This is a genomic window from Sphingomonas mali NBRC 15500, from assembly GCF_001598415.1.
GTDB lineage: Bacteria > Pseudomonadota > Alphaproteobacteria > Sphingomonadales > Sphingomonadaceae > Sphingomonas > Sphingomonas mali.
In genome coordinates this window covers 121384-146280 of sequence record NZ_BCYX01000003.1, presented here as the reverse complement: position 1 = coordinate 146280, position 24897 = coordinate 121384, and the positions used below count along the sequence as shown (strand labels likewise).

General features: G+C 62.4%; 20 protein-coding genes and 1 pseudogene. 16 read left to right on the top strand and 5 right to left on the bottom strand.

Annotated features, from left to right (window positions below; genetic code table 11):
* Positions 1 to 28 precede the first annotated feature (28 nt).
* From SMA01S_RS04560 to SMA01S_RS04540, 5 genes and pseudogenes are all read left to right on the top strand, one after another.
* On the top strand, positions 29 to 3403 hold the full coding sequence (locus tag SMA01S_RS04560; RefSeq protein ID WP_084250063.1) for a glycosyl hydrolase: 3375 nt from the start codon (positions 29 to 31) through the stop codon (positions 3401 to 3403).
* 61 nt (positions 3404 to 3464) lie between these two features.
* Positions 3465 to 3713 (top strand): SAM domain-containing protein, encoded by a 249-nt coding sequence (locus tag SMA01S_RS04555; protein ID WP_066817888.1) that lies wholly within the window; start codon positions 3465 to 3467, stop codon positions 3711 to 3713.
* 30 nt (positions 3714 to 3743) lie between these two features.
* Positions 3744 to 4422 (top strand): annotated as a pseudogene (locus tag SMA01S_RS24095) (IS5 family transposase).
* A 311-nt stretch (positions 4423 to 4733) separates the two neighbouring features.
* Positions 4734 to 7211, top strand: a complete 2478-nt coding sequence (locus tag SMA01S_RS04545; RefSeq protein WP_084250062.1) for a TonB-dependent receptor — start codon at positions 4734 to 4736, stop codon at positions 7209 to 7211.
* A 138-nt stretch (positions 7212 to 7349) separates the two neighbouring features.
* Complete coding sequence (locus tag SMA01S_RS04540) at positions 7350 to 7904, top strand: nuclear transport factor 2 family protein (protein ID WP_066817872.1); 555 nt, start codon at positions 7350 to 7352, stop codon at positions 7902 to 7904.
* 199 nt (positions 7905 to 8103) lie between these two features.
* Here SMA01S_RS04540 and SMA01S_RS04535 read toward each other — a convergent pair whose 3' ends face one another.
* Together SMA01S_RS04535 and SMA01S_RS04530 are read right to left on the bottom strand one after the other, a co-directional pair.
* Positions 8104 to 8886: an OmpA family protein gene (locus SMA01S_RS04535; RefSeq protein ID WP_066817869.1), complete on the bottom strand. Its 783-nt coding sequence runs from the start codon at positions 8884 to 8886 to the stop codon at positions 8104 to 8106.
* Entirely contained in the window at positions 8886 to 10058 is a 1173-nt protein-coding gene (locus tag SMA01S_RS04530; RefSeq protein WP_245649150.1) for a hypothetical protein, read from the bottom strand. The genes SMA01S_RS04535 and SMA01S_RS04530 overlap by 1 nt, the downstream gene beginning before the upstream one ends.
* Positions 10059 to 10841: 783 nt before the next feature.
* On the opposite strand from SMA01S_RS04530, the gene SMA01S_RS04525 reads away from it, so the two are divergent.
* A complete protein-coding gene (locus SMA01S_RS04525; RefSeq protein ID WP_218016835.1) occupies positions 10842 to 12023 on the top strand; it encodes an MFS transporter in 1182 nt (393 codons plus the stop codon).
* A gap of 80 nt (positions 12024 to 12103) precedes the next feature.
* On the top strand, positions 12104 to 13327 hold the full coding sequence (locus tag SMA01S_RS04520; RefSeq protein ID WP_066817860.1) for a GntR family transcriptional regulator: 1224 nt from the start codon (positions 12104 to 12106) through the stop codon (positions 13325 to 13327).
* Positions 13328 to 13335: 8 nt separating this feature from the next.
* On the opposite strand, the gene SMA01S_RS04515 is transcribed toward SMA01S_RS04520, so the two are convergent.
* From SMA01S_RS04515 to SMA01S_RS04505, 3 genes are all read right to left on the bottom strand, one after another.
* Positions 13336 to 14109, bottom strand: a complete 774-nt coding sequence (locus SMA01S_RS04515; RefSeq protein ID WP_066817857.1) for an SDR family oxidoreductase — start codon at positions 14107 to 14109, stop codon at positions 13336 to 13338.
* A 1-nt stretch (position 14110) separates the two neighbouring features.
* Positions 14111 to 15532 (bottom strand): carotenoid oxygenase family protein, encoded by a 1422-nt coding sequence (locus SMA01S_RS04510; RefSeq protein ID WP_218016834.1) that lies wholly within the window; start codon positions 15530 to 15532, stop codon positions 14111 to 14113.
* 275 nt (positions 15533 to 15807) lie between these two features.
* Positions 15808 to 17049, bottom strand: a complete 1242-nt coding sequence (locus tag SMA01S_RS04505; RefSeq protein ID WP_245649159.1) for an acyl-CoA dehydrogenase family protein — start codon at positions 17047 to 17049, stop codon at positions 15808 to 15810.
* A 615-nt stretch (positions 17050 to 17664) separates the two neighbouring features.
* Here SMA01S_RS04505 and SMA01S_RS04500 point away from each other — a divergent pair.
* Genes SMA01S_RS04500 through SMA01S_RS24460 form a run of 9 tightly spaced genes read left to right on the top strand, consistent with a single transcriptional unit; the run spans position 17665 to position 24692 of the window.
* A complete protein-coding gene (locus SMA01S_RS04500; RefSeq protein WP_066817853.1) occupies positions 17665 to 19065 on the top strand; it encodes a TldD/PmbA family protein in 1401 nt (466 codons plus the stop codon).
* Positions 19062 to 20558 carry a metalloprotease TldD gene (gene tldD, locus SMA01S_RS04495; RefSeq protein WP_218016832.1) on the top strand — a complete coding sequence of 499 codons (1497 nt, stop codon included), beginning with the start codon at positions 19062 to 19064 and terminating at the stop codon, positions 20556 to 20558. The genes SMA01S_RS04500 and tldD overlap by 4 nt, the downstream gene beginning before the upstream one ends.
* Before the next feature lie 2 nt (positions 20559 to 20560).
* Positions 20561 to 21583 (top strand): thioredoxin-disulfide reductase, encoded by a 1023-nt coding sequence (gene trxB / locus SMA01S_RS04490; protein WP_084250084.1) that lies wholly within the window; start codon positions 20561 to 20563, stop codon positions 21581 to 21583.
* 13 nt (positions 21584 to 21596) lie between these two features.
* Positions 21597 to 21932, top strand: coding sequence for a thioredoxin (gene trxA, locus SMA01S_RS24090; RefSeq protein WP_157093798.1), 336 nt, complete (start codon positions 21597 to 21599; stop codon positions 21930 to 21932).
* A gap of 41 nt (positions 21933 to 21973) precedes the next feature.
* On the top strand, positions 21974 to 22855 hold the full coding sequence (locus tag SMA01S_RS04480; protein WP_157093797.1) for a hypothetical protein: 882 nt from the start codon (positions 21974 to 21976) through the stop codon (positions 22853 to 22855).
* Complete coding sequence (locus SMA01S_RS04475) at positions 22855 to 23763, top strand: helix-turn-helix transcriptional regulator (RefSeq protein WP_066817846.1); 909 nt, start codon at positions 22855 to 22857, stop codon at positions 23761 to 23763. Before SMA01S_RS04480 ends, SMA01S_RS04475 begins: the two co-directional genes overlap by 1 nt.
* A gap of 2 nt (positions 23764 to 23765) precedes the next feature.
* Complete coding sequence (locus SMA01S_RS24800) at positions 23766 to 23915, top strand: hypothetical protein (RefSeq protein ID WP_169804183.1); 150 nt, start codon at positions 23766 to 23768, stop codon at positions 23913 to 23915.
* Positions 23912 to 24514 (top strand): sigma-70 family RNA polymerase sigma factor, encoded by a 603-nt coding sequence (locus SMA01S_RS04470; protein ID WP_066817844.1) that lies wholly within the window; start codon positions 23912 to 23914, stop codon positions 24512 to 24514. The genes SMA01S_RS24800 and SMA01S_RS04470 overlap by 4 nt, the downstream gene beginning before the upstream one ends.
* On the top strand, positions 24483 to 24692 hold the full coding sequence (locus SMA01S_RS24460; protein ID WP_157093796.1) for a hypothetical protein: 210 nt from the start codon (positions 24483 to 24485) through the stop codon (positions 24690 to 24692). Before SMA01S_RS04470 ends, SMA01S_RS24460 begins: the two co-directional genes overlap by 32 nt.
* The last annotated feature ends 205 nt before the right edge of the window (positions 24693 to 24897 follow it).

The following is a 24897-nucleotide window of genomic DNA, read 5'->3' as shown; positions in this document are numbered from 1 at the left end:
GTGCAACAATAATATTGGAGTGCAATCAATGGGGTGGAGCAGAAGGCATCGATACGGGGTAATCCTTGCCCTTCTGAGCACGGGTTCGGCCATCGGGCAACCTGCCGCCTCGCCCGCTGCCTCGCCAGTGAGCGACTCCGGGGCGAAAGACGCTCTCCTTGCCGGATTTCGAACGCCGCCACAGGCAGCCAAGCCGCAGGTCTGGTGGCATTGGATGAGCGGCAACGTGACAGCGGAAGGTGCGCAACTCGATCTCGAATGGATGCAGCGTATCGGCATCGGCGGGGTGCACGCTTTCGCGGGAGGCATGTTGGAACAGCCCGTGGTTGATCGTCCTCTGCCGTTCATGAGCGATGGCTGGTCGGCTATCTACCGTGGAGCGGTTCGGCAGGCGCGAGCGGCGGGGATGGAAGTAACGATCGCCGGGTCACCCGGCTGGAGTCAGACTGGCGCGCCGTGGGTAAAGCCCGAGCAAGCCATGAAAAAATATGTCTGGTCGACGACCCAGGTTGCCGGTGGAGAGCGCCTTCATCTCAACCTTCCGACGCCGGGCGACATCACCGGGCCCTTCCTTTCGGTGGGGGTGCCGGCGACCGGCACCGCTGCGGGCGCCAAAGCTCGGGGAGACGGTCCGACCATCGCTTTTCGCTCGCCGGCCGCCGATGCGGATTTGAGCGGCGCCTATTCCAGCGGCGGAAAGCCGCTTCCCGCGCTCGCTACGGCTCCGACCGACCTCACCGGGTCGGTCGATCTGCCCATCGGGGAACCCGGCCTCGCGATCGACATCGATCTTGGACATGTTCAAACCATTCGTGCCGTCACCGCGGCGGTCGATACAGGTCATTCGGGCTGGCCGGCGGTCGAGCTTCTGGCCAGCGATGATGGCCGGGCGTTCCGGTCCATCCGCTCCGTCCCGGCGAGCGGCGCCGAGAAGCCGGCGATGCAGCAGACTTTCTCCATACCCGCTACTTCCGCCCGCTATGTTCGCGTCCGTTTCGCGCGGCCACCAGCTGGCCGCGCGTTGCTCGGCCTTCCCCCCGGCTTTCCCAATCCGAGCCGCCCAAGCGAAATCCGACTCCGCTTGTTGAAGCTTCAGGGCAGCCCTCGCCTGGATCAGTTCGAAGCGAAGGCGGGGTTCCAGTCGATTGTCGATCAACGTGCGCTGCCGGCTCCGGACACGGGTATACCGACAAGCGACGTCGTAGATCTGACGTCGCGCGTGCAGCCGGATGGAACGTTGGATTGGACACCGCCAAAGGGTTCGTGGACGATCCTCCGCTTCGGCTGGTCGCTCACCGGCCAAGTCAACGGCCCGGCGGAACCCTCCGCTACAGGCCTCGAAGTGGACAAGCTCGATGCCGCCGCGGTGCGCAGCTACGTTGACGGGCTATTCGCTCTTTACCGCGACAAAAGCCATGTTTCCTTGGGTCCGAACGGCGTCACTGCCCTGCTGACCGACAGTTGGGAAGCGGGCGTGCAGAACTGGACTCCTGGGATCCTCGCCGACTTCAAGCGATTGCGCGGCTACGATCCAACACCCTACTTACCTGTCCTCGCCGGGCGCGTGGTTGAAAACAGCGCCCGGAGCGAAGCCTTCCTGTTCGACTTCCGACAGACGCTCAAGGACCTGGTGGTCCAGAACCATTATGCCGTTCTCGCTGCCGAAGCGCACCGCAATGGCATGGCCTATTATACGGAGGTCCAGGGCGACACGCCGCGTGCGATCAGCGACGGGCTGACGGCCAAAGCTCAATCCGACATTCCGACCGCCGAGTTCTGGTATCGCCCCTTCGCAACCGATCCTGGCCAGCCAAGTCTCGTGGCCGATCTCAGGGAAGCAGCCTCGGCCGCGCATATCTATGGCAAAAAGTTGGTAGCGGCCGAATCGCTCACCGTGGCGGCCGGCAGCGATCCCTGGGCCTTCTCTCCCGCGATGTTGAAGCCCGTCGCCGACCAGATCTTCGCCGAGGGTGTGAACCGGATCCTGCTGCACGAATCCCACTTGCAGCCCTTCGTCGACAAGAAGCCTGGACTGGCAATGGCGTTCTTCGGTCAGTTCTTCAACCGGAACGACACCTGGGCGGAGCGTGCGAAGCCCTGGGTCGACTATCTGGCTCGAACCTCATGGATGCTTCAACAGGGCCAGTATGTAGCGGATGTCGCCTGCTTTTACGGCGAGGAAGAGAATCTGACGCAGCGGTTCGAGCACCAGCCCGACCGAACCGTGCCCGACGGTTATGGCTATGATTATGTGAACGCGGACGCGCTCCTCAATCGCATGAGCGTGCGCGACGGATCGATCGTCACCGACAGCGGGATGGCCTACCGCGTATTGTACGTGCCGGATTATGTCACGCACATGACATTGCCGGTCGTGCGCAAGATTGCCGAGCTGGTCGATGCGGGGGGGACGGTTGTCGCGAAACGGCCCCAGGCCGCCCTCGGCATGGCCGACCAGGCGGCATTCGCGTCCGCCGTTGCCGCCCTTTGGGGTGCCGCCGACGCGAATGGCCATTTCGGTAAAGGGCGGATCATCGCAAGCCCGACGCTTGGTCCGGCCCTCGATGCGTTGACGATCGCGCCGGATGTTCAGGTCCCCTCCGGCGTGCCGCTGATGTCGCTTCATCGCCGGACGGACGATGCCGACATTTATTACATCTCGAGCAGGTCCGATCAGCCTCGTCAGGTCACGGTCGGGTTCCGCGCAAAGGGACGTGCGGCTGACTATTGGGTTCCCGAGACGGGCGAGATCAGGCCACTAACCTATCGGGTCGGCCGAGACCTGACGCGGGTCGAACTCAATCTTGCACCATTTGAGGCGGGCTTTGTAGTGTTTCGCCGTCCCGGTAGCGCCACTGGCGAGAACGTGCCGAGCCCGCATCTGATCGCGGCCAGGCAAATTACCGGGCCTTGGTCGGTACGCTTCCAACCGGGGCGAGGGGCACCGGCAACGGCGACTTTCCCGCGGTTGAGCGACTGGTCGAGCAACGCCGACCCACGCATCCGCTACTTTTCGGGTGCGGCCACCTACAGCCACGCGCTCGCCGTCGATCGGGAAGACCTGGGCAAGGGGCGCCGCGTAATCCTCGACCTCGGTACCGTACGCGATGTCGCCACGATTTCGGTGAACGGCAAGGAGGTCGCCACTTTGTGGCATGCACCCTATCGCCTCGACCTGGCATCGCTCCTCAAGCGCGGAACGAATAGGCTGGACGTTGAAATCGTGAACCTTTGGCCCAACCGCCTGATCGGCGACAAACAGCCAGGCGCCACCCCGGTCACCTATGCGCCCCAGTCCACCTATGCTGCCGACAGTAAGCTTCTCCCGTCGGGGCTGCTTGGACCGGTTCGGTTGTTGGTGGAGGAGGTGCCGACCCGGCCAGCGGCACCGACCGGGCATTGAGCGACGTCGATTGAGACATGGGGATTGTGCCGCCCCGGCGGCGCTCGTGGGAGGATCAAAGATGAAGAAGGCCGGCATGCCATACCTGGGCTTGGCCGTGGTCGTCAGCCTTTCCGGTACGGTCCATGCGCAGGCGCCCGATGCGCCAGCGACCGTTGACGGGCTTGATTGTAAAGCGCTCGACTTCAGCCTGACGAATGCGGATATCCTCACACTCGGGAAGATCGATACCGCGCAGCTGTTGAAGATGTTCACGCCTGAACTAGGGTCCGGACCTATAAACGGGATTCCCAAGGCGGCGAAGGGATGATTCAACGCGTCCGTTGAGGAGGCGTTGAAGATGGCGGATTTCTTCTGGTTTTCGGATGCACAGTGGTCCCGGATTGCGCCGTTGTTACCGACCGACACGCGGGATGCCGCGGGTCGATGATCGGCGCGTACTCTCGGGCATTGTGCATGCGTTGCAGTCGGGAGGGTGCTGGAGCGATTGTCCCGAGCAGGTCTATGGCCCGAAGAAGACGCTGTGCAACCGCTTCGTTCGCTGGGTCGAGCGCGGGATATGGGAGGGTATCTTCGCTGCGCCCGCCGGCGCCGAGAATGCCCCCGACCGGCTCTTCATAGATAGCTCTTGCATCAAGGTTCACCGTACCGCGGGCGGCGCAAAAGGGGGGGCTTGGCCAATGGTATCGGCCAGACGCGTGGCGGCAGGAACACCAAGCTCCACGCCATCTGTGATACCAGGGGCCGCCCGCACGTCGTCCTGCTGACGCCTGGTAATGTTCACGACACGCGGCACCACAGCCGTCATCCCGCCCAAGCGCCATCGCAGGGTCAAGCTTGACTGCAATCCCGCCGTCTACAAACAGCGCAACATCATCGAACGTATGTTCTGCCGCTTCAAGGACTGGCGCCGTGTCGCCATGCGCTTCGATCGCAACATCAAAACCTTCATGGCGACCATAGCTATCGCCGCCACCGTCATCCTGATCGTTATGAGTCCGGACCCTAGTCTTCAGTAACGCAGCGGAGGTCGCCTGTTTAGGTCGAAAACCCAGCAGGTGACGGTGGATGTCCAGCTAAGATTCGCCAACATTTCGGTAGGCGATGACCCTTCTGATACGTCGAGGCGCCACCCCTTCTTCCGTGGGAAGAAGATGATTGCACTGGTTTTGCCATTTCCGACCTCTAGAGCCTTTTCAATGCCGACCTGCACTAAAGCGGGCGGCAGCGACGGCGCCGCAAGTCTAGCTTTGTCTTGGGTCGGGCATTCGCCTCAAATCCAAGAATATCCATAGACGGACGGCGATTAAGCTCTGAAGGGAGGGGAGAAATGGCTAAGTTTAAAGCAATGGATACTTGTGCTGTCCGCTGCGCCTATGCGGCATTGCCGCTTTTTATCGCTGGCGTCGTATCCGCGAACCCCGCCTGGGCGCAATCGGATCCGCCAAAGCCGCCGAGTGCCTCGCCCGCCGCTTCTGAGCCGGCCGCTGCCCCGGCGGCCGATCCGCAGGACATCATCGTAACGGCGCAGTTCCGCGGCACGCGGGTGCAGGACACGCCTCTCGCGATCACGGCCGTCAGCGGCGCGCTCCTGGACGCGCGTGGCCAGACCAACATCACGCAGGTTTCCGCCCAGACGCCCAATGTCACGATCGTCCAAGGCGGCTCGGTCCATGGCGGCGCGACCGCGCAGACCTACATTCGCGGTATCGGCCAATTCGACTCGAATTTCGCCTATGAGCCTGGCGTCGGGATGTACATCGACGACGTCTACTACGCGACCACGTTCGGCTCGGCCTTTCAGCTCCTCGACCTTGACCGGGTGGAGATATTGCGTGGTCCGCAAGGGACGCTGTCGGGCAAGAACTCGATCGGTGGCTCGGTCAAGCTGTACTCACGGAAACCCTCGGCCGATCCCGACGCTTTCGTCGAAGGAACGGTCGGCTCGTTCAACCGCATAGATGTGCGCGCGGGGTCGAACTTCACCATTATCGAGGACAAACTCTACGCCCGGATCTCGGGCAGTTCCCAACATCGGGACGGTTACCTGACCCGGTACGATTATGCCTGTGCAACAAACAATGGAGCGGCGAGCGCTCGGTTGGAGAAAAGCTGCAAGCTCGGCACGCAGGGCGGCAAGGACTTCAAGGGAGTGCGGGGTGCGCTCCGCTTCATCGCGAGCGATGCCCTCGAAGTGAACATCATCGGCGACTTCACGCGCGATCAGTCGGAGACGTCCGCCTCCATCTTGCTATCAGCACCGCCGTTCGGTGGCGTATCCTTCCTCGACGGGACGCCGTTCGACAATCGGTTCGTCACGACCAAGCGATACACGAGTTACGGTACCTATTGTGCCGGTAGCGGAGGCATTTACGCGACGCCTGGCGGGGTCGTCACGGTTCCCGCATCGCAGGGATTCTGCGTTCCGACGCATAATGACTTTACCGACGGCGGGGTCTCCGGCACGATCGATTGGCGGCTAGGAGACGATCTCTCGTTGAAGTCGATTACCGCGTATCGTGCCTATAGCGGCGGATTCGGAGACGATGTCGACCAGTCTCCTCTCGACTACCAAACAAACTACACCTTCAATCGGCACCATCAATTTACCCAGGAGTTGCGGCTCACAGGTAGTTTTTGGAACAAGAGCGTCGATTGGACGGTGGGCGGGTTCTATTTCAATGGCTATTCCCGGCAGAGCGGCCGCACACATTTTCCGTCGCAGGGGCTGGATTTCATTTATAACGATCCCGTTCGTTCAGAGAATAAGTCGGCCTTCGCCCATGTAGAGTGGCACCTCTTCAACAAGCTGAACCTGACCTTCGGCATTCGCTACACCGACGACCAGAAGGACTATCTGTTCTCACGCACCGACGCCACCACCGGACTGGTGCCCGCCTCGCTCGTCGGCATCAACGGGCTCTATTCCAAGTTCAAGGGGACGCACTGGGATTACAAAGCGGGGATCGATTATCATCTGACCCCCGGGGTGATGGTCTATGGGCAATGGTCGACCGGTTTCCGGGGGGGCGGGATCAATGCCCGGCCATTGTTCAGCAACCAGCAGGGTGTCTTCCAGCCGGAGACGCTGCAGGCCTATGAGCTCGGTCTGAAGAGCAGTTTCTTCGACCGACGTGTCCGGGTCAACGTCGCGGCGTTCCTGAACAAATACAAGGACATCGTGATCGACACCTCGTCACCCTATTTCAATCCTAACCTGCCCGAAGACGAGAACCCGGCATCTCCCACCTACAACCCGAAGGCGGGAACCTTCCCGGCGAACGTGCCGATCAACGCGGGACGGGCGAATATTAAGGGTGTCGAGATCGAGGCATTTCTCGAGCCGCTGCCCGGATTGAACATCGACGCGTCGCTCAGCACACTCGATTTCAAATACACGAGGCTTTCGCCGTCGGCGATCGCCTCCGGTCTCAACCTCGACAGCCCTCACGTCTTCACGCCGAAGAGCAAGTGGAGCATCGGCATTCAATATGACTGGGTGATCGGTGGCTTGGGAACGATAACCCCGCGTTTCGACATCAACCACCAGGCCTCGTTCTACTCACGCGATACGGCCCTGGTGCAGCCATACAAAACCTTCAACGTCATCCCCGCATATACGGTTGCGAACGCCCAGATCAGCTTGCGTCCACAAAACAGCAAATGGGAAGCGATCGTAGGGGTAACGAACCTATTCAATCGATATTATCTGTTCAATACGTTCGACCTTCAATTCCTCAACAGTACTGCGGTGGGTCAACCCGCGCCGCCTCGTGAGTGGTCGCTAACGCTGAAGCGCCGCTTTTAAGGAGCTCTGGGACTTACACAGGCGAGGGGGATAGGACGAGCGGTGGCCTGGGCGCCTTATGGCGTTGGCGAGGCGACGATCGCATACGGACCTATCCGCCTCGCCAGGCTCCGCGCAAAGATACTTTAGACGACGGCCATGCGCGTTCACACCGCGTCGGCCGCCGCGTCGAAGGAGACGATGATGCTACGGTGGATGGTTGCGGCTATGACGGCCGCTTTACTCGCTGCGACGCCGGTTACCGCCCAGGAAGCCGTTGTCGGTGCGCCCGACCGAGCCGCGCTTTTTCACAGCACGGATCCCGTGATCGATGCGCGCAAGCAGGTCGTGTACAACATCTACACGAAGATTTTCGAAGAGAATCGCTACGATCTCGTCGACGTCTACATGACCAAACGATACATCCAGCATAACCCGAATATCGCCTCCGGTCGCGAGGCCGTGAAGACGCTGTTTCGCGAGAACCGGCTGCCCAAGATGACGATCCCGGTGTTTGCCGTCGTCGCCGAGGGCGACATGGTCGTGGTGGCCAGCGCAATGGTGCTGCCGCGGCCCGGCGGCAAGCCGGGCGAGACCTATACGACTACGCATTTCGACATGTGGCGGTTCGTCGGCAACCAAGTCGACGAGCATTGGGACGAAGCGCGACTTGGGCCTATGTCGATCGGCATCGTCGAAAAGCCAGCGAAATAGAGACGCTGCCGAACAGGCAGCCATCAGCATCATGACCGGCGGCGCTCCTCCTGGCCGGCGTGGGCTAGTCTTCTGACGCGTCGTCGCTCGAGACGCGTATCGTGCGGCAGATCGCGGCTCAAGCGTAAGGCACGCCCTTTCACTTGGAATGGAGGGCTGCCCCTCGCGAAAAGTGGCCGTGTCAGTTGGAGAGCAACCGTTATGGCCGAGCCAAAACGACGTCGATGGTGACCTCGCGACTTTCGGGACCCAGCACTGACGAGCCTTCGGGCAGGCTATCCGCGATCCGTCCGTCGACAATTTTTTCCGGGACACCAATGGCGATCAGCGCGTCACGAACCACTGCCATGCGGCGGGCGGCTACCTCCGGCGCCTCGCGCATGACCGAACCGTCGTCGAGGCGAGACTGGCCGGCGTGGCCCGTGACAATGACGCGAGCCACTGGCGACGCCATGATCGTTCGGGCGATCAACTCGACCTTGGCCTGGTTGACCAGGTTCAGCACGGTGCGATCGAAGTCCAGTGTAACCGCGAAAGCCATGTTCTTCGTCAGCGGGGGCGGGGTGGGAACATCGCCGCCGTTGCGTGCAAGCACCTCTGGCGGCAGGTCAAAAAGCGACCCTTCGCGTGGCGCTGTTCCATTGTCCGGCAGTACCGCGTCACACGAAAAGTCCAGCTCTGGTAACGGAGAGATTTGAACCGGATCGATGTTGATCCCACCGCAGCTGCTCTGGTCGTCATGGGCCACCCCTTCGACCAGTACCTTGTGCAGAAGCTGGGGAGGCGTGCCGATACGAAACGCGCCGATATAATAGGTTTTACCGCCGGACTCGGCGAGCCAACACTGCCGTGCCGTGTTGCGGAATTCCGGACAAGCGACAAAGCTGACCGGGCGGCCAGGGGAGGGCGCCGCCAGACTCTGGGCAAGCGCAGGGGTGCTGATCACGACGCCGAGCGTGGCCATCCATTTGCGTGCGACCATTACAAGGCACCCATGAAATTGACGAGATCGGTGATCTCGTCTTGCGTGTAACCGATGCGGAAACGGGTATCGTAGAAATTGACCACAGCGCGCAGATCCTGTGCCGAACCGCCGGCAAAATAGGGCGCCCGCGCGGCAAGCCCTCGCATCTGCTGGATCACTACCTTGCCGACATCTGCGCACCGGCCGGTGATCAGGGCACGGCCCGGATCGGTCGTGTAAATCTCGCGCCCGAGATACGGGTGCGGCGGCGTATCCTTGTGGCAATCGATCCGGAACAACGGCAGGTCAGGCGCGGGTGTCGCCGTTGGGTACGTCGTGGTGCCGAGATCCAGATATCCCGGTGCGACATCCATCCCGGTCTGCACCATATTGTGGCACGCCGCACAGGTCTGCTTGACCGGATTGCCGATGAACGCGTTCAGGTCCGCGACGTTCCGGATCAGGAACTGCCGATACATGAACGAAAGATATCCGCGTGCAACGGAGTCGCGGAAAGCCCGCTGCGCCGGGGCTTCGCTCGCCTCGCCTGCACGGGTCGCGGGGAACGGCGGCAGCTTCACGAGCGGAATCCATTTGATCGACGACGCGATGCGCTGCGTCACCCAGCCCTCGATCTCGGGGAACATGGGACGCGCCGAATATGCGCCGACCACCGCCGGCTTGCCGTCGCGCAGCGCACGAGGCCCGAGATACGCGCCGCCGGTGTCGAGACGGCCGCCAGCACGATCGGTCACTTGCGCTGCATAGACCTGGAACAGGAACTTGCGAACCTGGGTCTGCTGCGCTGGAGACAGCCCCCCCTTCATCGCCATATGCGTGCGGGAGGCATCGACCATCTGGGCGATGAGCGTGGGCGCGCGCCCGTCGCTCATCACGTTGCCGCCCAGCCGATGTCCCGTCGCCGGATCGAGAGGCCGCACCTCGCCCGTGCGGATATGCCACAGGCTGAGCGGTCGTTCGGGTTCGACATACTTCATATTCGCGGCCATCCTCGGCCGCCGGAAAACCGAGATGTGCGGATTGCTCGATTTAAGACCGTAGACGCGGTCCGTGTTGCAGCCGGTCGGGTCGCTGACCACGGTGATGTCGAACTCGGGAGAGATCGCGCGGCCGGCGGGATCGCGCGGCGGCCAGGGCAGGGGGATCCGAAACAGTCCCTTGTCCAGCAACAGCGAATGAGAGGAGCGCTGCCCGACCGGGAGATTTGGACAATTCGCCCCGTCGACTGCGGCGAACAGACTGTCCTTCGGGCCTGCGGCCGCCCAACGCGCCCTGATACTTCGCACCGACAGGCTCATGGCGTCCGCGGGTTGGTGGCAGGTGACGCAGGCACGCCCGTTGCGTCCGAGAGGCTCGAAGAAGGGATGTCCGCGAGTGGCGACCGGCCCGTCGGCGTTGAACACCGCTAGCGTCCCTGTCGGATTCGGGAAGGTCGCGTAGGCGGACAGGATCCGATCGGCGCCGGCTGGAATGATGTTGTCTGTAGTCGGCGCGCTGGTGGCGACCCTATCGTTGGCGCGATGGGAGGCGCGTGCCGCCACGGATGCCACAAATAGAGCGGTGGCCGCGGCCAGCATCACTCTTGCGCCACTCTCTCCCATCGTGCGTCGTATCCTAGCGATCCGAGACCGGCGCCCAACTGGATTAGCCGGTCAGCATGAGACCATCTTCGGACAGGCGGGGCCCATAAACCAGCTGCAGGATTTCCCGTGCGGCGCCTCCGGAGGCTTGCGCTGGCCAATAGTCACCTCTGGTTTACCGGATTCCCGACGCTAAACCCGCTCGAACCGTTTTGTGGTGTGCGAAATGGGAGAGGTGCGCGTCCTGTCCCGCCGAAACGCCGACGGACTGGGAGAGAATATTGTATGAGTGATGCGATTGAGACGGTGCTCCGCGACGGAGGACTGCCTCCTCTGGCCGCCCGCGCAGCGACGGAGATGAGCCGCGAGGCTATGGTCGTGGCGATCGCCTGCTCGATCTGCATGGGGCTCAGCTTCGCACCCGTATTCATGGGTACCTTCCCGTTGTTTCTCGAGCCGGTGTCGAATGAGTTCCACTGGAGCGCGGCGATCTTTCCGCAGGCGATGCTGATCTCCGGCCTGACCGGCGCGTTGTCCGGGCCTGCGGTGGGGCGGCTCATCGACACGATGGGCGTTCGCAGGGTGTTGCTGCCGGGGTTGATCGCCTGGGCGGCAACCCTGGTCGGGATGTCCTTTCTGAACGGCAGCGTCGTGACGCTCTATCTCGTCTCCGCGCTTATGGGACCGCTCGCGGCGACCTGCGGCCCGGTCGCGCTTGCGAAAGTCATATCTGGTTGGTTCGACCGCAGCCGCGGCATCGCGCTCAGCGCGGTGCTTGGAGGATCCGTTGCGATCTTTACCGCCATACTGCTCGTATTGGCGCGGGTGCTCATCGTCGATCTGGGCTGGCGCGGAACATATCTGACGTTCGCCGGAATGATCGTTCTCATCGCATTGCCCGTGTCGTTCCTGTTCCTGCGCGAAGCGCCCGATGTCGCGCCACCCGACATGATGGGCATGCCTGGTCCGGTCGGTGTCGACGTGAAGCCCATGGCGGCGTTCCGCAGCCGCCCCTTCTGGACAGTGATGGCCGCATCCACGCTCATTTGCGCCTCGGCCAGCGGCGTGGCGAGCCACTTCATCCCATGGGGCGTCGAGTTGGGCATTTCCGGCGGCACCGCCACGTTCGCGCTGACCTTATATTCGCTGGTAGGTCCGATCAGTGCGCTGATCGCCGGCGCTGCCGCCGATCGGTTGCCGCGCCCGGGTCTGCTCGCGGTCGTCTTCGCTGTTCCTCTGCTGGGCTTCTTGGCCATGCTGACGTCGCAGGAGTGGGCGATTGTCGTTGGTTTTGCGCTCCTGGGCGCCGGCTTCGCGGCAGTGGCGGGCTTGCTCCCGTTCTTCACCAGCCGCTACTTCGGCCTGGCGAACGCATCTACGATCTTCGGCGTTGCGGTGGGGCTCACTACGCTGTCGCTTGGCGTTGGGCCGGTCGTGCTTGGACTTCTCCGCGACACCTGGGGCTCTTATGCCTCCGGTATTCCGGTTGTTGTCGGCGCGCTGCTTCTTGCCGTGCTGCTCACCGCTACCCTTCCGCGCTACCCCAATCGTTGAATTCTCTAGCAACGCGCGCATAATGTTTGACGATCGCGGCAGACGGTAAAAAACATCGCCGCTGATTAAGGAGAGATGTCGTGAGCATCGCGCAGCTGGCGTCGGACCAGCGTTCCGCCCTTCTCGTTTCGCGCTCCGCTGTGATCGCCAATCCGCTGTTCGATGCGATCGTTGGGGCGGGTGCTGCGAACAACAAGGCAGCCTGCCAGATCGCTGCCCAGATCGAGGAGGATCTGATCTGCAAAGGCTGGCCGACCGGCATGCTCTACGGATCCGAAGCTCAGTTGGTCGCTCGCTTTCAGGTTTGCAAAGTTGTCGTTCGCGAAGGCGTGCGCATTCTCGAGAGCCGGGGCACCGCGAGAATGCGCCGTGGCCCGAATGGGGGTTTGATCGTCCTCGCACCCACGGTTCCGGTCCTGCTCGAGGCAATCCATCGCTACGTCACATCATTGCGCAGGACGGCCCTCCAGGGCCATATATGCCGGTCCCTCCTTCGGCTGGTGCGTACAAGAATGCGGGAGCAGCAAAGAGGCCGATCGACGTCCGTGCTCCCTGAGCTTGTCGACGAACTGCTCGCTGCAACCGACCGGTTTGCCGAAAGTGGGCCGCAGGGATACGTGAAGCGTGGAGCGGCAGCCGAGATGGCTCGCTCGCGCGCAGAACAGGTTTTCAGGCTGCTGATGCGGGACCTGGGCGATGAGATCGTCGAGGATCAGCGGCTCGGTTCCGAACTCGATTTGTGTGACCGCTATGGGGCTGACCGGAGCGCGCTCCGGCAGGCCGTTCGCGTCCTCGAATTCGAAGGAATCGCCGTCTCGACCGCCGGGCGCGGAAAGGGATTGATGAGACAGATCCCGGACCCGGCCGCCGTTTGCCGGCTGATCAATTGTTACTTTGCATCGGCAAAGGTTTCTCCAAGCGACGCCATGGACCTGTACCAGTTGTTGAGCAGTGAGGCCGTTTCGATCGCTGCGCGCAATGCCACGGGAACGGACCGGATGCGGTTGGAGGCTGCACAGCGCGACCTGATGCGGTCCGGCCCGCGCGTTGCCTTTGGTCTGATGCAGGAAGCCGAAGACAGTCAGTTTGACATTCTTGATGAGCCGCTCATCGACATCCTCCTGCGCTGTACCAAAAGCTACTCAACATGGTCGTCGTCGCTTCGGGATCCCGAGAGTGAGAAGGTCGGAGAGATCTACCGCGCAGAGACCTTGAAGGTGATCGCGGCTATTCTCCGGCAGGACCCGGAGGAAGCTGCCTCGGCGCAGTGCCTGAAAGTCGAACGGCTCCATAAGCTGATTTAGGCAGGTCGTTAGCCAAGCAAGGTGCCACCGGTAGCGTCGATCAGCTGTCCGGTGATCCAGCTGCCCTCATCGCTAGCAAGGAACGCCACGATATTGGCAATGTCGGTCGGCGTTCCGAGCCGCCCCAGCGCCGATTGGGCTTTGGCGTGCTCGACGAACGCCGGATTTCCCTCCGCCATGCGCAGGAATTCCTCGGTCCCGGTCGGGCCAGGCGCCACGGCGTTGACGGTTATCCCGCGCGCACCAAGTTGAAGAGCGGCGGTTTTGCTGAACACCTCGAGCGCGCCCTTCGCCATGGCGTAGGAGACGACGTTCGGGTTAACGAAGCGAGACGTGGCAGAGGATATATTGATTACCCGACCGCCGTTGCGAAGGCGTGGCAAAGCGGCCTGGGTGATGAAGAAAGGCGCTTTGACGTCGACCGCGAACGCCTTGTCGAATTCGGATGGCTTGAGCACTTCGACGGAACCGAACATGATCTGCCCGGCATTGTTGACCACGATGTCCAATCCGGACTCGCCTGAACATTCGGCCAGACCGCGATCGAAATCGGCAAACATCGTAGTGATCGACGTCTCGGGCGTGTTCAAGTCCGCCTGCAGCACAAAGCCGCGGCCGCCTGCCTGTTCGATCGTCGCCAGCGTTTCTCGCGCGGCGTCGGCGTTGGCGCCATAGTGAATCGCAACTGTTGCGCCGTCGGCCGCGAGCCGCACCGCGATGGTGCGGCCAATGCCGCGGCTCGCGCCCGTGACCAACGCGACCTTGCCCTTCAGATTCCCCATCTTACCAGGCTCCGATTACATTGGTCTCGCCGCGAAGCTGGCGCGAACCGTACCAATAACCATGACCGGTGCTTCGCAGTCGGAAGGGCAGCGCGACGGTGGCGACCGGCTCGCCGTTGATGTTTTGGGCATCGAGGATGAGCAACTCGCTGCGCTTCTCCTCATGACGGCCGACGACAGTCATGACGTAACCCTCACCTTCTGCGGCGGTGTCGTTCTTCGGCACGAACTGGGGTTCTCCGATCGAGCAATTGTGGCCGGCGTATCGGATTTGCGCAGGTTTTTTGCCGTTGACGTCCATGGTGGCGACCCACTGAAAGCCATGGCCGATCCGCTCTTGCTCGGGAACGTCGAGCAGGTTCATCGTGACGAAACTGTACGGCATCGTTTCGAAGCGAGGGTCGATGCGCGGCAACTCGCACGGATAGTCGAACAGCTGCTGCTCGGTGAAGCCGTCACCGTTGCTCTCCATGTCGATTATGACGCGCTTGAGGTACGGCATGGTGTCGGCGGGATCGAAATCGGATCCGTCCGCGTTCGGGAAGAACCGAAAGAAGGACCGTTTGCTGAACGTATTGTCGGCGTAGATATAGCGGCCATCGTCGAATGCGCCGGCGGTATGCCCGTGACACTGCGTCGGCCCTTTGAACCAACGGATCTGTTCACCCTTTCCCTTGCGGGGCAAGACGCCGAGATAGACTTGTTCGGTCGGGTCCCATTTGAAGGCCGGCTCGTGCCGCTTGAGCCATTCAAGCTCATGGCGGAGCGGCGTGACCGGAAAGACCACGAAATTCTCCGTCACCATCACGTCGTGGACCATGCAGGTATACGGCGCGTGGAACCAGGTTTCGTGAATGATCTTCCCGGTTGCATCGGCTTCGTAATAGGCGATGTCGGTGGTCGCCGGGCCCGCGGCGCAATAGCCGAAAAATACCAGCTCGCCCGTTTTCGGGTCGATCTTGGGATGGGCGGTAATCGCCTTCGAAGTGACGACTTCATTCCAATCGTATTCGCCGATTGTCTCGAGCGTGAAGGGGTTCATCTCAATCGCTGGACTGTCCTCCTTCAGCGCGAATAGCTTGCCGCCATGGGCCAGCATGGTGACGTTCGCGGTGCCGCGGCTCAGTCCCTCGACAGAGGGATCGTCGGTAAACGGGTTGCGGTACTCGCCGAACAGCGCACGACCGGCTTTCTCTTCGGCCACAAAGCGAGGGGTACGGACGTACTTCATCTTGAAGTCGACCATGCCGTCCTTGAAATAGAAGCAGGACGCCATGCCGTCTTCGCCCAACATGAAGATATCGTTTTCAACGAAGGCCGGCCATTTGCGATCGCCGATCAGCCGGAAGAAACCGCCGTCGAGCTGGCGCGGCACCTCGCCCTGAATGACCTCCAGGGCGCGCAGGTCGATCTCGGCGCGCATCGGCGCCTCGAAATTGGAGAAATCGTTTCCTGGGAATCTGATCGTCATCGCGGTGAGACCTTTTCAGCAAGGGGCGCGGAGTGCCGTCCGCTTGCCTTTCCGTTGCCCCCAATCAGCACCGGTAACCAGCTGCAACAATAACCCTGTCGGACCCCATGCGGATGGCACGGCCCCTACGTTTCTTGGAGACGGAGCGTGGCGTTGCGAGGCTCAGAGTGGCGCCCGCGATGCTCGACTAGATACGCGTCCATCCGGCAGCAGCGCCGCGCCCTCCATCAGGCGATACCGACCGGCGACTGGCCGAAATGGGTGCGGCCATAATTGATTGCCGAGCTGTCGGACTGATGGGCCAAATGACCACGCAAGACGCCGACATTGCGCCAGTAGCGGCCCATCATCGAATCCTTCCTCGAAGCAGACGTACCGACCGTGCGGAACATGATATCCACCGCTTCGTGCGCCAGATGGATGCTCTGGAGGATGACAAGGGTCAGGCGTCGCCAGTCGTCCTCCGAGCAGGGCTCGCCCGTCGCACAGGTACGGCGGCCGAATTCCATATAATCGCTCGCGGCCTGGAGCAGCGCCGCGCGTGCGGTGTCGACCAATGCCCGGCAGCGACCGTAATTGAACTGATATTCGGCGAGCTCCTGCCGAGGCCCGCCGGTCGGCCCAGTCGCCTTGCGGACGCGGAAGCTCTCCTCATAAAGGTCCAGCGCGCCTTCGGCCGCACCCACGATCACCGCCGCGGATTCGGTGACGATGAACGGACGTGCCGGCCCATGAAATAGCGGCTCGTCGTGATAGATCTCGGGCGGCAGCACCGATTTCATCGGAGGGTAGGGCTTGGCGCGGTGCGTCGGCACGAACACGTCGGTCATTGTCACGCGGTCGGAGCCGGTGCCCTGCATGCCGATTACGTCCCAGTTGCGGACGATCTCATAGTCCGTGCGGTCGAACAGCCCCATCCGCATCGGTGCGCCGTCCGGCTCGGCATCGTCGATCGTGAAAGCGAGCAGGATGTGGGTGGCGTGGGCCGAGCCCGAGGCATAATCCCACGCGCCGGTCACGCGGTAGCCTCCGGTGACCGCAACCCCGCGTCCCTGCGGCGCGGCCACCTCTGGAGCACGGAAGTCTCCTGTGTCACCATAGGCTTCGACTTGCGCCTGGAGCGGATAAGTCGACAGCTGATGAACATGGCCTAGCACGAGCGACAATACCCATGCCGTTTCGGGGCACCCTCGAGCCACGGCCGTCACGAGACGGACATAAGTTGGCAAATCGAACCCGTAGCCGCCAAAAGCGCGCGGTTGGATCACGCGATAAAACCCGGCGTCGACCAGCGCCTGATTCGTTTCGGCGGAGATGTTTCCAGCGGCTTCAGCCGCCGCCTGCGCAACCCGTAACTTATCCCGCATGCCGTCGGCGCGGGCGACGATTTGATGAGGCGTCAGATCCGGCTCCGGCGGCGCGATGGTTTGCGCTTCCTCCCTTAAAAGCCTTGCCGTTGTCATGCTCATCTCCAAAGTTCGGGCGGGCAATCAGCGGGCCGCGAAAGCATCGAGCGCCCGTATTTCCCGCCGCGTTGCCGGTACCGCGCGCCCTCCAGCATCAGCCTGCCGGCATCAAATTCCCGCAGACTCGGGCAGGCCGCGACGATTTCGGTAAATGCGTTTCCAGTTCATCGCGAACTCGGCATGCGAGAGATGAATCCGCGTTTGTGCATAATCGGGGCGCATGATCCTCCTCCGCATTCGTCGGTCGCTCGCGGGGCAATGGTTACCTACAGCAAGGATTCCTACGGCCAGCGCGACCAACTAAACGAGTGGCGAGAATATGTTCGGCGGCGTCCGACCGATTTTCCGCAACGGCACCGCGCGACCCAAAAAATTGTCGCTGCGGTGCCTCGCGAATCATGCATTTCTGCGACCTGACGGCGATCCCATAAGCCGGCGCCGCACGGTCTCGTGCGTCCAGAGGTAACGTTCTCCCGCTGCAAAATGCACTCTCAGGCAACAAGCTGGGGCCGGTCAGGCAACCGCCCAGGCAAATCCTTCCTATAAATGCGTGATCGACGAAGAGCGCCGGAAGTGCCGGCCTCGTTCTGTGAAGCACGGGGATTCAAAGGAACTCGAATGAGCGTCAATAGCCTTTCCCGGCCCGTCGAGGCCCTCGGTGAAAGAGGCGACACGTATCTCCTGCAGACCGAGGCAGATCTCGCCAAGGCGGCGACCTACGCAATAGAAAAGAGTGTCGCGCTGGGTGCGGGCGGCGCGATCGCTCGGGTTCACGAAGGAGGCGGGATCAGCGTCACCGTCGCGAAGGCCAAAGTCGAGAATGCCGTGCGCGAAGGCAGCCAGAGCCTTCAGATCACTATATTCGAAAACGGCCGCACCGGCGTCGCCTCGAGCGAGTCGCTCAGCCGCGCCGCGATCGATCGTGTGGTTGAGCAGGCGATCGGCATGGCTCGTCAGCTTGAGCCGGATCCGGAGGCAGGCCTGGCCGATCGCGATGCGCTCGCTTGGGCTGCGCCCGACGTCCCGCTGTTCGCTCCGTCGAACCAACCTGCCGAGGGCCTTACGGGCGCCGCGTTGGCCATCGAGCAAGCGGTAATAGCGATGTCGACCAAGGATGCCGTCCGGGTCTCGGAAGCCGGGGCGGCAAGCCAGGACTCGCGGTTCGCGCTCGCGACGAGCCAGGGATTCTGCCGGACGGCGAGCAGTTCGGTCCAGCACCGTTGGTGCCAGACGATCGCCCAGCGCGGCGACGAGATGAAGCAAGGCAATTGGTCGTCGGTCGACCGCCAGCTGGGAGGTCTGGAATCGGAAGATGACGTCGGGCGCCGCGCCGCCGAGCAGGCATTGGGCATGCTCGGTGCCGAGGGTCTTGCCACGCGCCGCGTTCCGGTGCTGGTCGATTCGACGGTCGCCGCGAGCCTTGTGCGGAATATGTGCACGCAGCTGACCGGCTCTTCGCAATTCCAGCGGATGACGTTCCTTCCGGATGCGGTTGGTCAGGTGATCGCTGCCCAGCATGTCACGCTCGGCGAAGATCCGTTCGAACCTTTTGGCCTGGCGAGCACGACGTTTGATGATGAAGGCGTCGCCGGCGCGCGCCGCGATATCGTTCGCGACGGCGTCGTCACCGGCCTGTTCCTCGACACGCGCATGGCGCGCAAGCTTCGTCGCGTTTCGACCGGCAACGCCGGCGGCATGCGCAATCTCTCGCTGGCCAGCAGCCATACGGAGCCTGCCGATGATCTTGCGGCCATGTTGCGCAAGATGGGCACAGGCCTGTGGCTTACCCGGTTCATGGGCGGTGCCACCAACGCTGCGACCGGGGTCTATTCCCAGGCAGCCGCCGGCTTCTGGGTGGCGAACGGGCAAGTCATCGGGCCCGTCCAGGGTTTTACGGTGGCCGGCAACCTCCAGGACATGTTCAAGTCGATCGCCGCGATCGGCGCCGACGTCCATCGGGCAGGAGGCATCAGGGCCGGTTCGATCCTGCTGCCCGACATGCAGATCGCCGGCCGGTGATCACCACTCGTTCCACGAAAGAGTCGAGCTCGATGTCTCTGCCTGTTCCCGATCGTCTGGCATATGCGCAAGACCAGCTTCTCGCGGCCAACGATCTCGACACCAACAAGCTTCAGAACGGCCTCTCCGACCTTTGGGCGCGCGGCGGCGACTATGGCGATCTCTATTTCGAGATGACCACACGCGACACCTGGGCGTTGGAACGAGGCAAGGTGGCGCGCGCCTCCTTCGGTATCTCGCAGGGCGTTGGCGCGCGCGCTGTCACCGGTGAGAACACGGCTTTCGCCTATTCGAGCGATATCAGTCCCAAGGCCATCGATGCCGTCACCGCGGCCGCGCGCGCCATGCAGTCACATGGTCAAGATGCCGCGGAGACCGGCCGCGGCGTTGAAATCAAGGCGGGCGGTCAAGGCCTGCCAGCGTATTCGACGCTGGCAGCGGCCGGCGGCTTGGACACGGTCGAGAAGGTCGCGCTCCTGCGAAAGCTGGACGACCTGGCCCGTGCGATCGATCCTCGCATCACCGAGGTCAACGCCCAACTGGCCGTCGAAGACTCGACGATCCTGGTCGGCGCGACGGACGGCACACTCGCTGGCGATATCCGCCCGCAGGTCCGCATCAGCCTTTCGGTTGTGGCTGAAGGCAATGCCAGGCGCGCTTCCGGCTCCGCTGGGGGCGGGGGGCGCTTTACGCTGGGCGAATTCGACACAGGCCGCCTGGAAAAGCTGGTTCATAAAGCCACCTCGGTGGCGCTCACGAATCTCGATGCCATCCCGTCTCCCGCCGGCGAAATGACGGTTGTGCTGGGCAACGGTTTCCCCGGCGTTCTCCTGCACGAGGCCATCGGCCATGGCTTGGAGGGCGATTTCCACCGCAAACGGGAATCGGTCTTCAACGGCATGATGGGTGAGCGGATCGCCGCCCCCGGCGTCACGGTCGTCGACGACGCCACCGTTCCCGATGCTCGCGGCTCGTTGAACGTCGATGATGAAGGGGTCGCAGGGCAGCGCACCGTACTGATCGAGGACGGCCGTCTTGTCGGCCTGATGCAGGACAAGATCAGCGCCCGGATCATGAATGACAAGCTGACGGGAAACGGTCGTCGCCAATCTTACGCCGACCTGCCGATGACCCGAATGACCAACACCTTTCTGGAGCGCGGGCCGTACGATCCGGAAGAGATTATCGCGTCGGTCAAGAGCGGGATCTATGCCGTGGAGTTCAGCGGCGGCACGGTCGACATCACCTCGGGCCAATTCAACTTCTCGGCCGAACAGGCCTTCCTCATCGAGGATGGCAAGGTGACCGCGCCGATCGAGGGCGCCACCCTTATCGGCGTCGGCAACGAGGCCCTCAAGCACATGTCGATGATCGGCAACGACCTGGAACTGGGCATCGGTTTCTGCGGCAAGAACGGCCAGACCGTGCCCGTCTGCGTGGGTCAGCCGACGATCCGCATGGACCAGGTCGTGGTCGGGGGCGCGGGAGCATGACGATGCGAAACGCGCGAACACCGTCCGCCCCACGCCACAGCCGGGTGCTCATCATCGGCTCGGGGCCGGCCGGATATACCGCGGCGATCTATGCCTCGCGAAGTGCGCTCGACCCAGTTCTGATCGAAGGACCGCAACCGGGCGGCCAGCTGACGATCACCACGGATGTCGAAAACTGGCCGGGGGATGCCAGCGTGCAAGGCCCTGATCTCATGGCGCGCATGAGCGACCATGCGCGCCATGTCGGCGCGCAAATCATCTCCGACTATATCGTCGAAGTCGATCTGTCGAAGCGTCCCTTCGAGGCGACCGGAGACATGGGCGACCGCTACACCGCGGACAGTTTGATTATCGCGACCGGTGCCAATGCGCGCTGGCTCGGCCTCGCCAGTGAAACCCGATATCGGGGTCGAGGGGTGTCGGCCTGCGCGACCTGCGACGGCTATTTCTTCCGGGACAAAGCTTGTGCGGTGGTCGGCGGGGGTAACACCGCCGTCGAGGACGCCCTTCACTTGGCCAATTTCGCCAGCGACGTCTATCTCATCCATCGCCGGGACACGTTGCGCGCCGACAAAACCAACCAGGCGCGCCTGTTCGCTCATCCCAAGATCAAGACCATCTGGAACGCCGAAGTCGCCGAGGTGCTGGGAGATGGCGGCAAGGTGACCGGCATCCAACTAAATCATCCGGTGACCGGCGAGCAATCCACGCTCACCGTGGATGGCCTCTTCGTCGCGATCGGTCATGATCCTGCCACCAGCCTGTTCAAGGACAAACTCGCGATGGACCAGGAGGGCTACATCCTGGTCACACCGGGGTCGACAGCGACCAGCGTGCCCGGAGTATTCGCCGCCGGTGACGTGCAGGACAAGCATTTCCGCCAGGCCGTCGTATCGGCCGGAATGGGGTGCATGGCCGCGTTGGAGGCCGAGCGCTACCTCATCGATAAGGATGCTGCGGCCGCCTTGGCCGAGGATGTGCGACCCGCCGCAGCCTCATCCGACGTCGTGCACCATGCCGCGTGAGCAAGGGAAACCAATGTCCAATCTCAAGAACGTCACGACCGAGGCTTTCGAGGCCGAAGTCCTTAAGTCGGCTATTCCCGTTCTGGTCGATTTCCACGCCGTCTGGTGTGGCCCGTGCAAGGCGTCTGCACCGGCGCTGGAGGATGCCGCGCGCGAGTTCGAGGGCGAGATCGCGTTCGTCAAGGTGGACATCGATCAGGAGCCGATGCTCGCCAAAACCTACGACGTTCAAGGCGTTCCGACGTTCATCGTCATGAAGGACGGTCAGCCGGTTGAGCGCTTCCAAGGTCTGGTGTCGCGCGGGAAGCTCGCAGCGGTTCTCGAGCCGTTTGCTGGAGCCGGTCAATGAGCGTCTACCGTGCCTTTGGGGACGAGGCGAAGCGGCATGCCTTGATCGCCGACCTTCGCGGCAAGGGCCCGATCTATACGGCGTGGCTCACTCGCGCTTCGATCGAGGGCGATATCTCAATCGTCTCCGACGACTTTGGTCTCCACCCGGCTCTGGCGCGATTGTTGCCGGTGCTCGGAAGCTTCGGTGAAGCGGAGGACGCTGCTCGCTTTTACGAGGCATTGCTCGACGCCATCCCCATCGGCGCGGAAACGGGCAGTCTGGCACGCCAGACCCTGCTTCTAGCATGGAGCGACCCGGTCTACGGTCGTTCGAAGGTCGTGGAGCATGGGCAGGTTCGCGATGCGTGCGAAGACGTGATTGCTCTGGTGGCGCAGTCGATCGACACGCCGGTCGACAAGACGGCGTGGCGCGCCGCTCGGGCCAAGCTCGCGAATGTTCATGGCGACAACGAGAAGATGGCAGCCGCGATTTATCTGGCAATGTCGCTCGCTTGGGATCTCGAGCGTGCTCCCGGTGCCGCTCACGACGTGATGACCGCCTGGGCGTCGGCGGTCAGCGCCGAAGCCGACGCTTCCGATGAAGATTGCTTCAGTGCCGAGGAGAACGCCGCTTTCGAGACAGCGATGAACAAGATCAACGAAGAGGTGATGGAGGCGCTGTCGCGGCGGCAGTCGATCGACAGCATCGATATTGAGGACTTCCTGGCCGAGGCCGACAAAATCTGGACGGCGGATCCCGCGAGAAACGCGCTCAAGGTTCGATCGATAGCAAGGCGCGAGCGCACGAATGCCAAGATGGCAGCGTGGAGAGCTGCCATTCAACGACGCGTTCTCGAACTCGCCGAGGCATCATTCCCGGCGCGGACGGCGTCCCGGTTCGAACAGAATCGGGGCAGAATGCTCAATCAGTCAAACGTCTGATGGCAGCAACCCCCGCGCAAATCGCCCTGATTTTCCCAGCCAATCCGGTTCGCGGATTGCGCGGCGGAGACGGATGGCACGTTGACAGCGTTTTGCGGGACATCGCGACGATCCATCATCTTACCACCGGCGCGGTCGCCTTCTCCCTGGAAGGAGCAACCGCATTCGATGGCCCAGGCTTTTGTGCGCACATCATCTTCGTGCGCTCGGGCGAGCTGAGTGTCGGTCAGGTGGGCCACAACCGAACCTTGTCAGCCGGCGACATCTCGGTCGCGCGTGCCTGGCAGCCCATGACCCTTGAGGTGGGGGACAATTTGGATGCGCTGATCATCGCCCTCCCGGCCTGGTGGGCGATGCAGCGGTTCCTGGACGGTTTCGCGGTCCTGCCCGACCTTCATGTCGGCAAGGACTATTTCGCCGCTCCGATCATCGCCGATCTCGCCCGGACCCTGTTCGACTTGAAGACCGGTGACGACACTGTCGCATCCCAGGGACTGACCATGATCGTCGACCTGATGCGCACCGCCTTGCCCGCTTGCGTGGATGGGGAAAAGGCCGTGCCGCGCTGGCAGGGGCGCATGGGGGAGATAATCGAGTTCATCATTCGCAACCTCGATACGCCCGGCCTTTCGGCACAAGATGCAGCGGCGAGCCTCAAATGTTCCGTTCGGACGATCTACAAGAGTTGCGCCGCACACGGCACGAGCTTCAGCGCGTTTCTCAACGAGGTCAGGCTGGTCACGGCTCAATACCAGCTCATGCGAACCAACGACCGCATATCGCAAATCGCTTACGGGGTGGGCTTTTCCAGCCTTTCCCATTTCTCCCATCTGTTCCGGGCCCGCTTCGGGGTAGCTGCCAAGACGATGAGGCAGGACCGCGGGACGCGGGTCTCGCGCCGAGGATAAGGATGACCAACGCGCCACTTCAATGCTTGAAGCAGACCGTCGGGATGGCGCTCCGGCTGGAGCGGGCGGTCACCCACGACGGTCATCAAGCGCGGCTGCTCGGGAAGGCAGCGTTGAAGTTCCGGACATATGCGCGGGTGATCGAGCCATGATGCGCGTAGACAACGAACGGGCATCGTGGCTGGCGGAGCACATCTTGCCCTTGGAGCCGAGTCTTCGCGCGTGGTTGGCGCGGCGCAGGGTCGAGGGCCTCGAGATCGACGATATCGTCCAGGAGGCCTATGCCAAGCTCGCAGCGCTGGACAGCGTCGATGCCGTGCGCAATCCATATGCCTATTTCCTGCAAACGGCGCACTCCATCATGTGCACCCATCTGAGGCGCGCGCAGGTGGTATCGATCCGCGCTGTCGAGGATGTGGAATTGTCCCGCTTCGAATGCCAGGATGCATCGCCTGAACAGAAAGCGTCGGATCGAGACGAACTGCGTCGTGTCGGCGAGATCGTTGCGAGTTTTCCGACGCAGGTTGCTACGGTTTTCATGCTCAGGCGCATCGAGGGATTGTCTCAGCGCGACACTGCCCAACGCATGAATGTTTCGGAAAGCACGGTGGAAAAACACATGGCAAAAGGCATTCGCCTCTTTATGGATGCAATTGCCCGTTCCGGAATATCATCGCGTGGTGCGTCTAAGCCACGTAATGCAAGTATCACTGGGTCAGATGGCCGATCGCGAAAGCAGTGCCCGGATTGACGATGCGGCAGCTCTCTGGGCTGCTCGTATCGATGCGCGCGCTTTGTCGGCGGAAGAGGAAATCGAACTCGATACGTGGCTTTCCGCGGATGTGCGTCGTCAGGGCGCGCTTGCCCGAGCACTCGCGATTTCGATCCACATGGCCCGGGCGCAAGCGCCGGGGCCGGAGTCCCGATAGGTACCCGCAAACGGGCGGCTGCGTCGTCTCCTGGAAAAAATCGCACCGCGTGGGTGCGGAAAACGTGAAGGCCGTGCGTCTCTCCGTCACATGCCCGCGAATCCCCTCTGCGAAGGGAGTGACGTGAGCAGCCATTTTCGGGGGAGGGGATCCATGCTGGCGCGCTTCGCGACTATATCCAATGCCCCCTGCCGCGTGTTCAGCA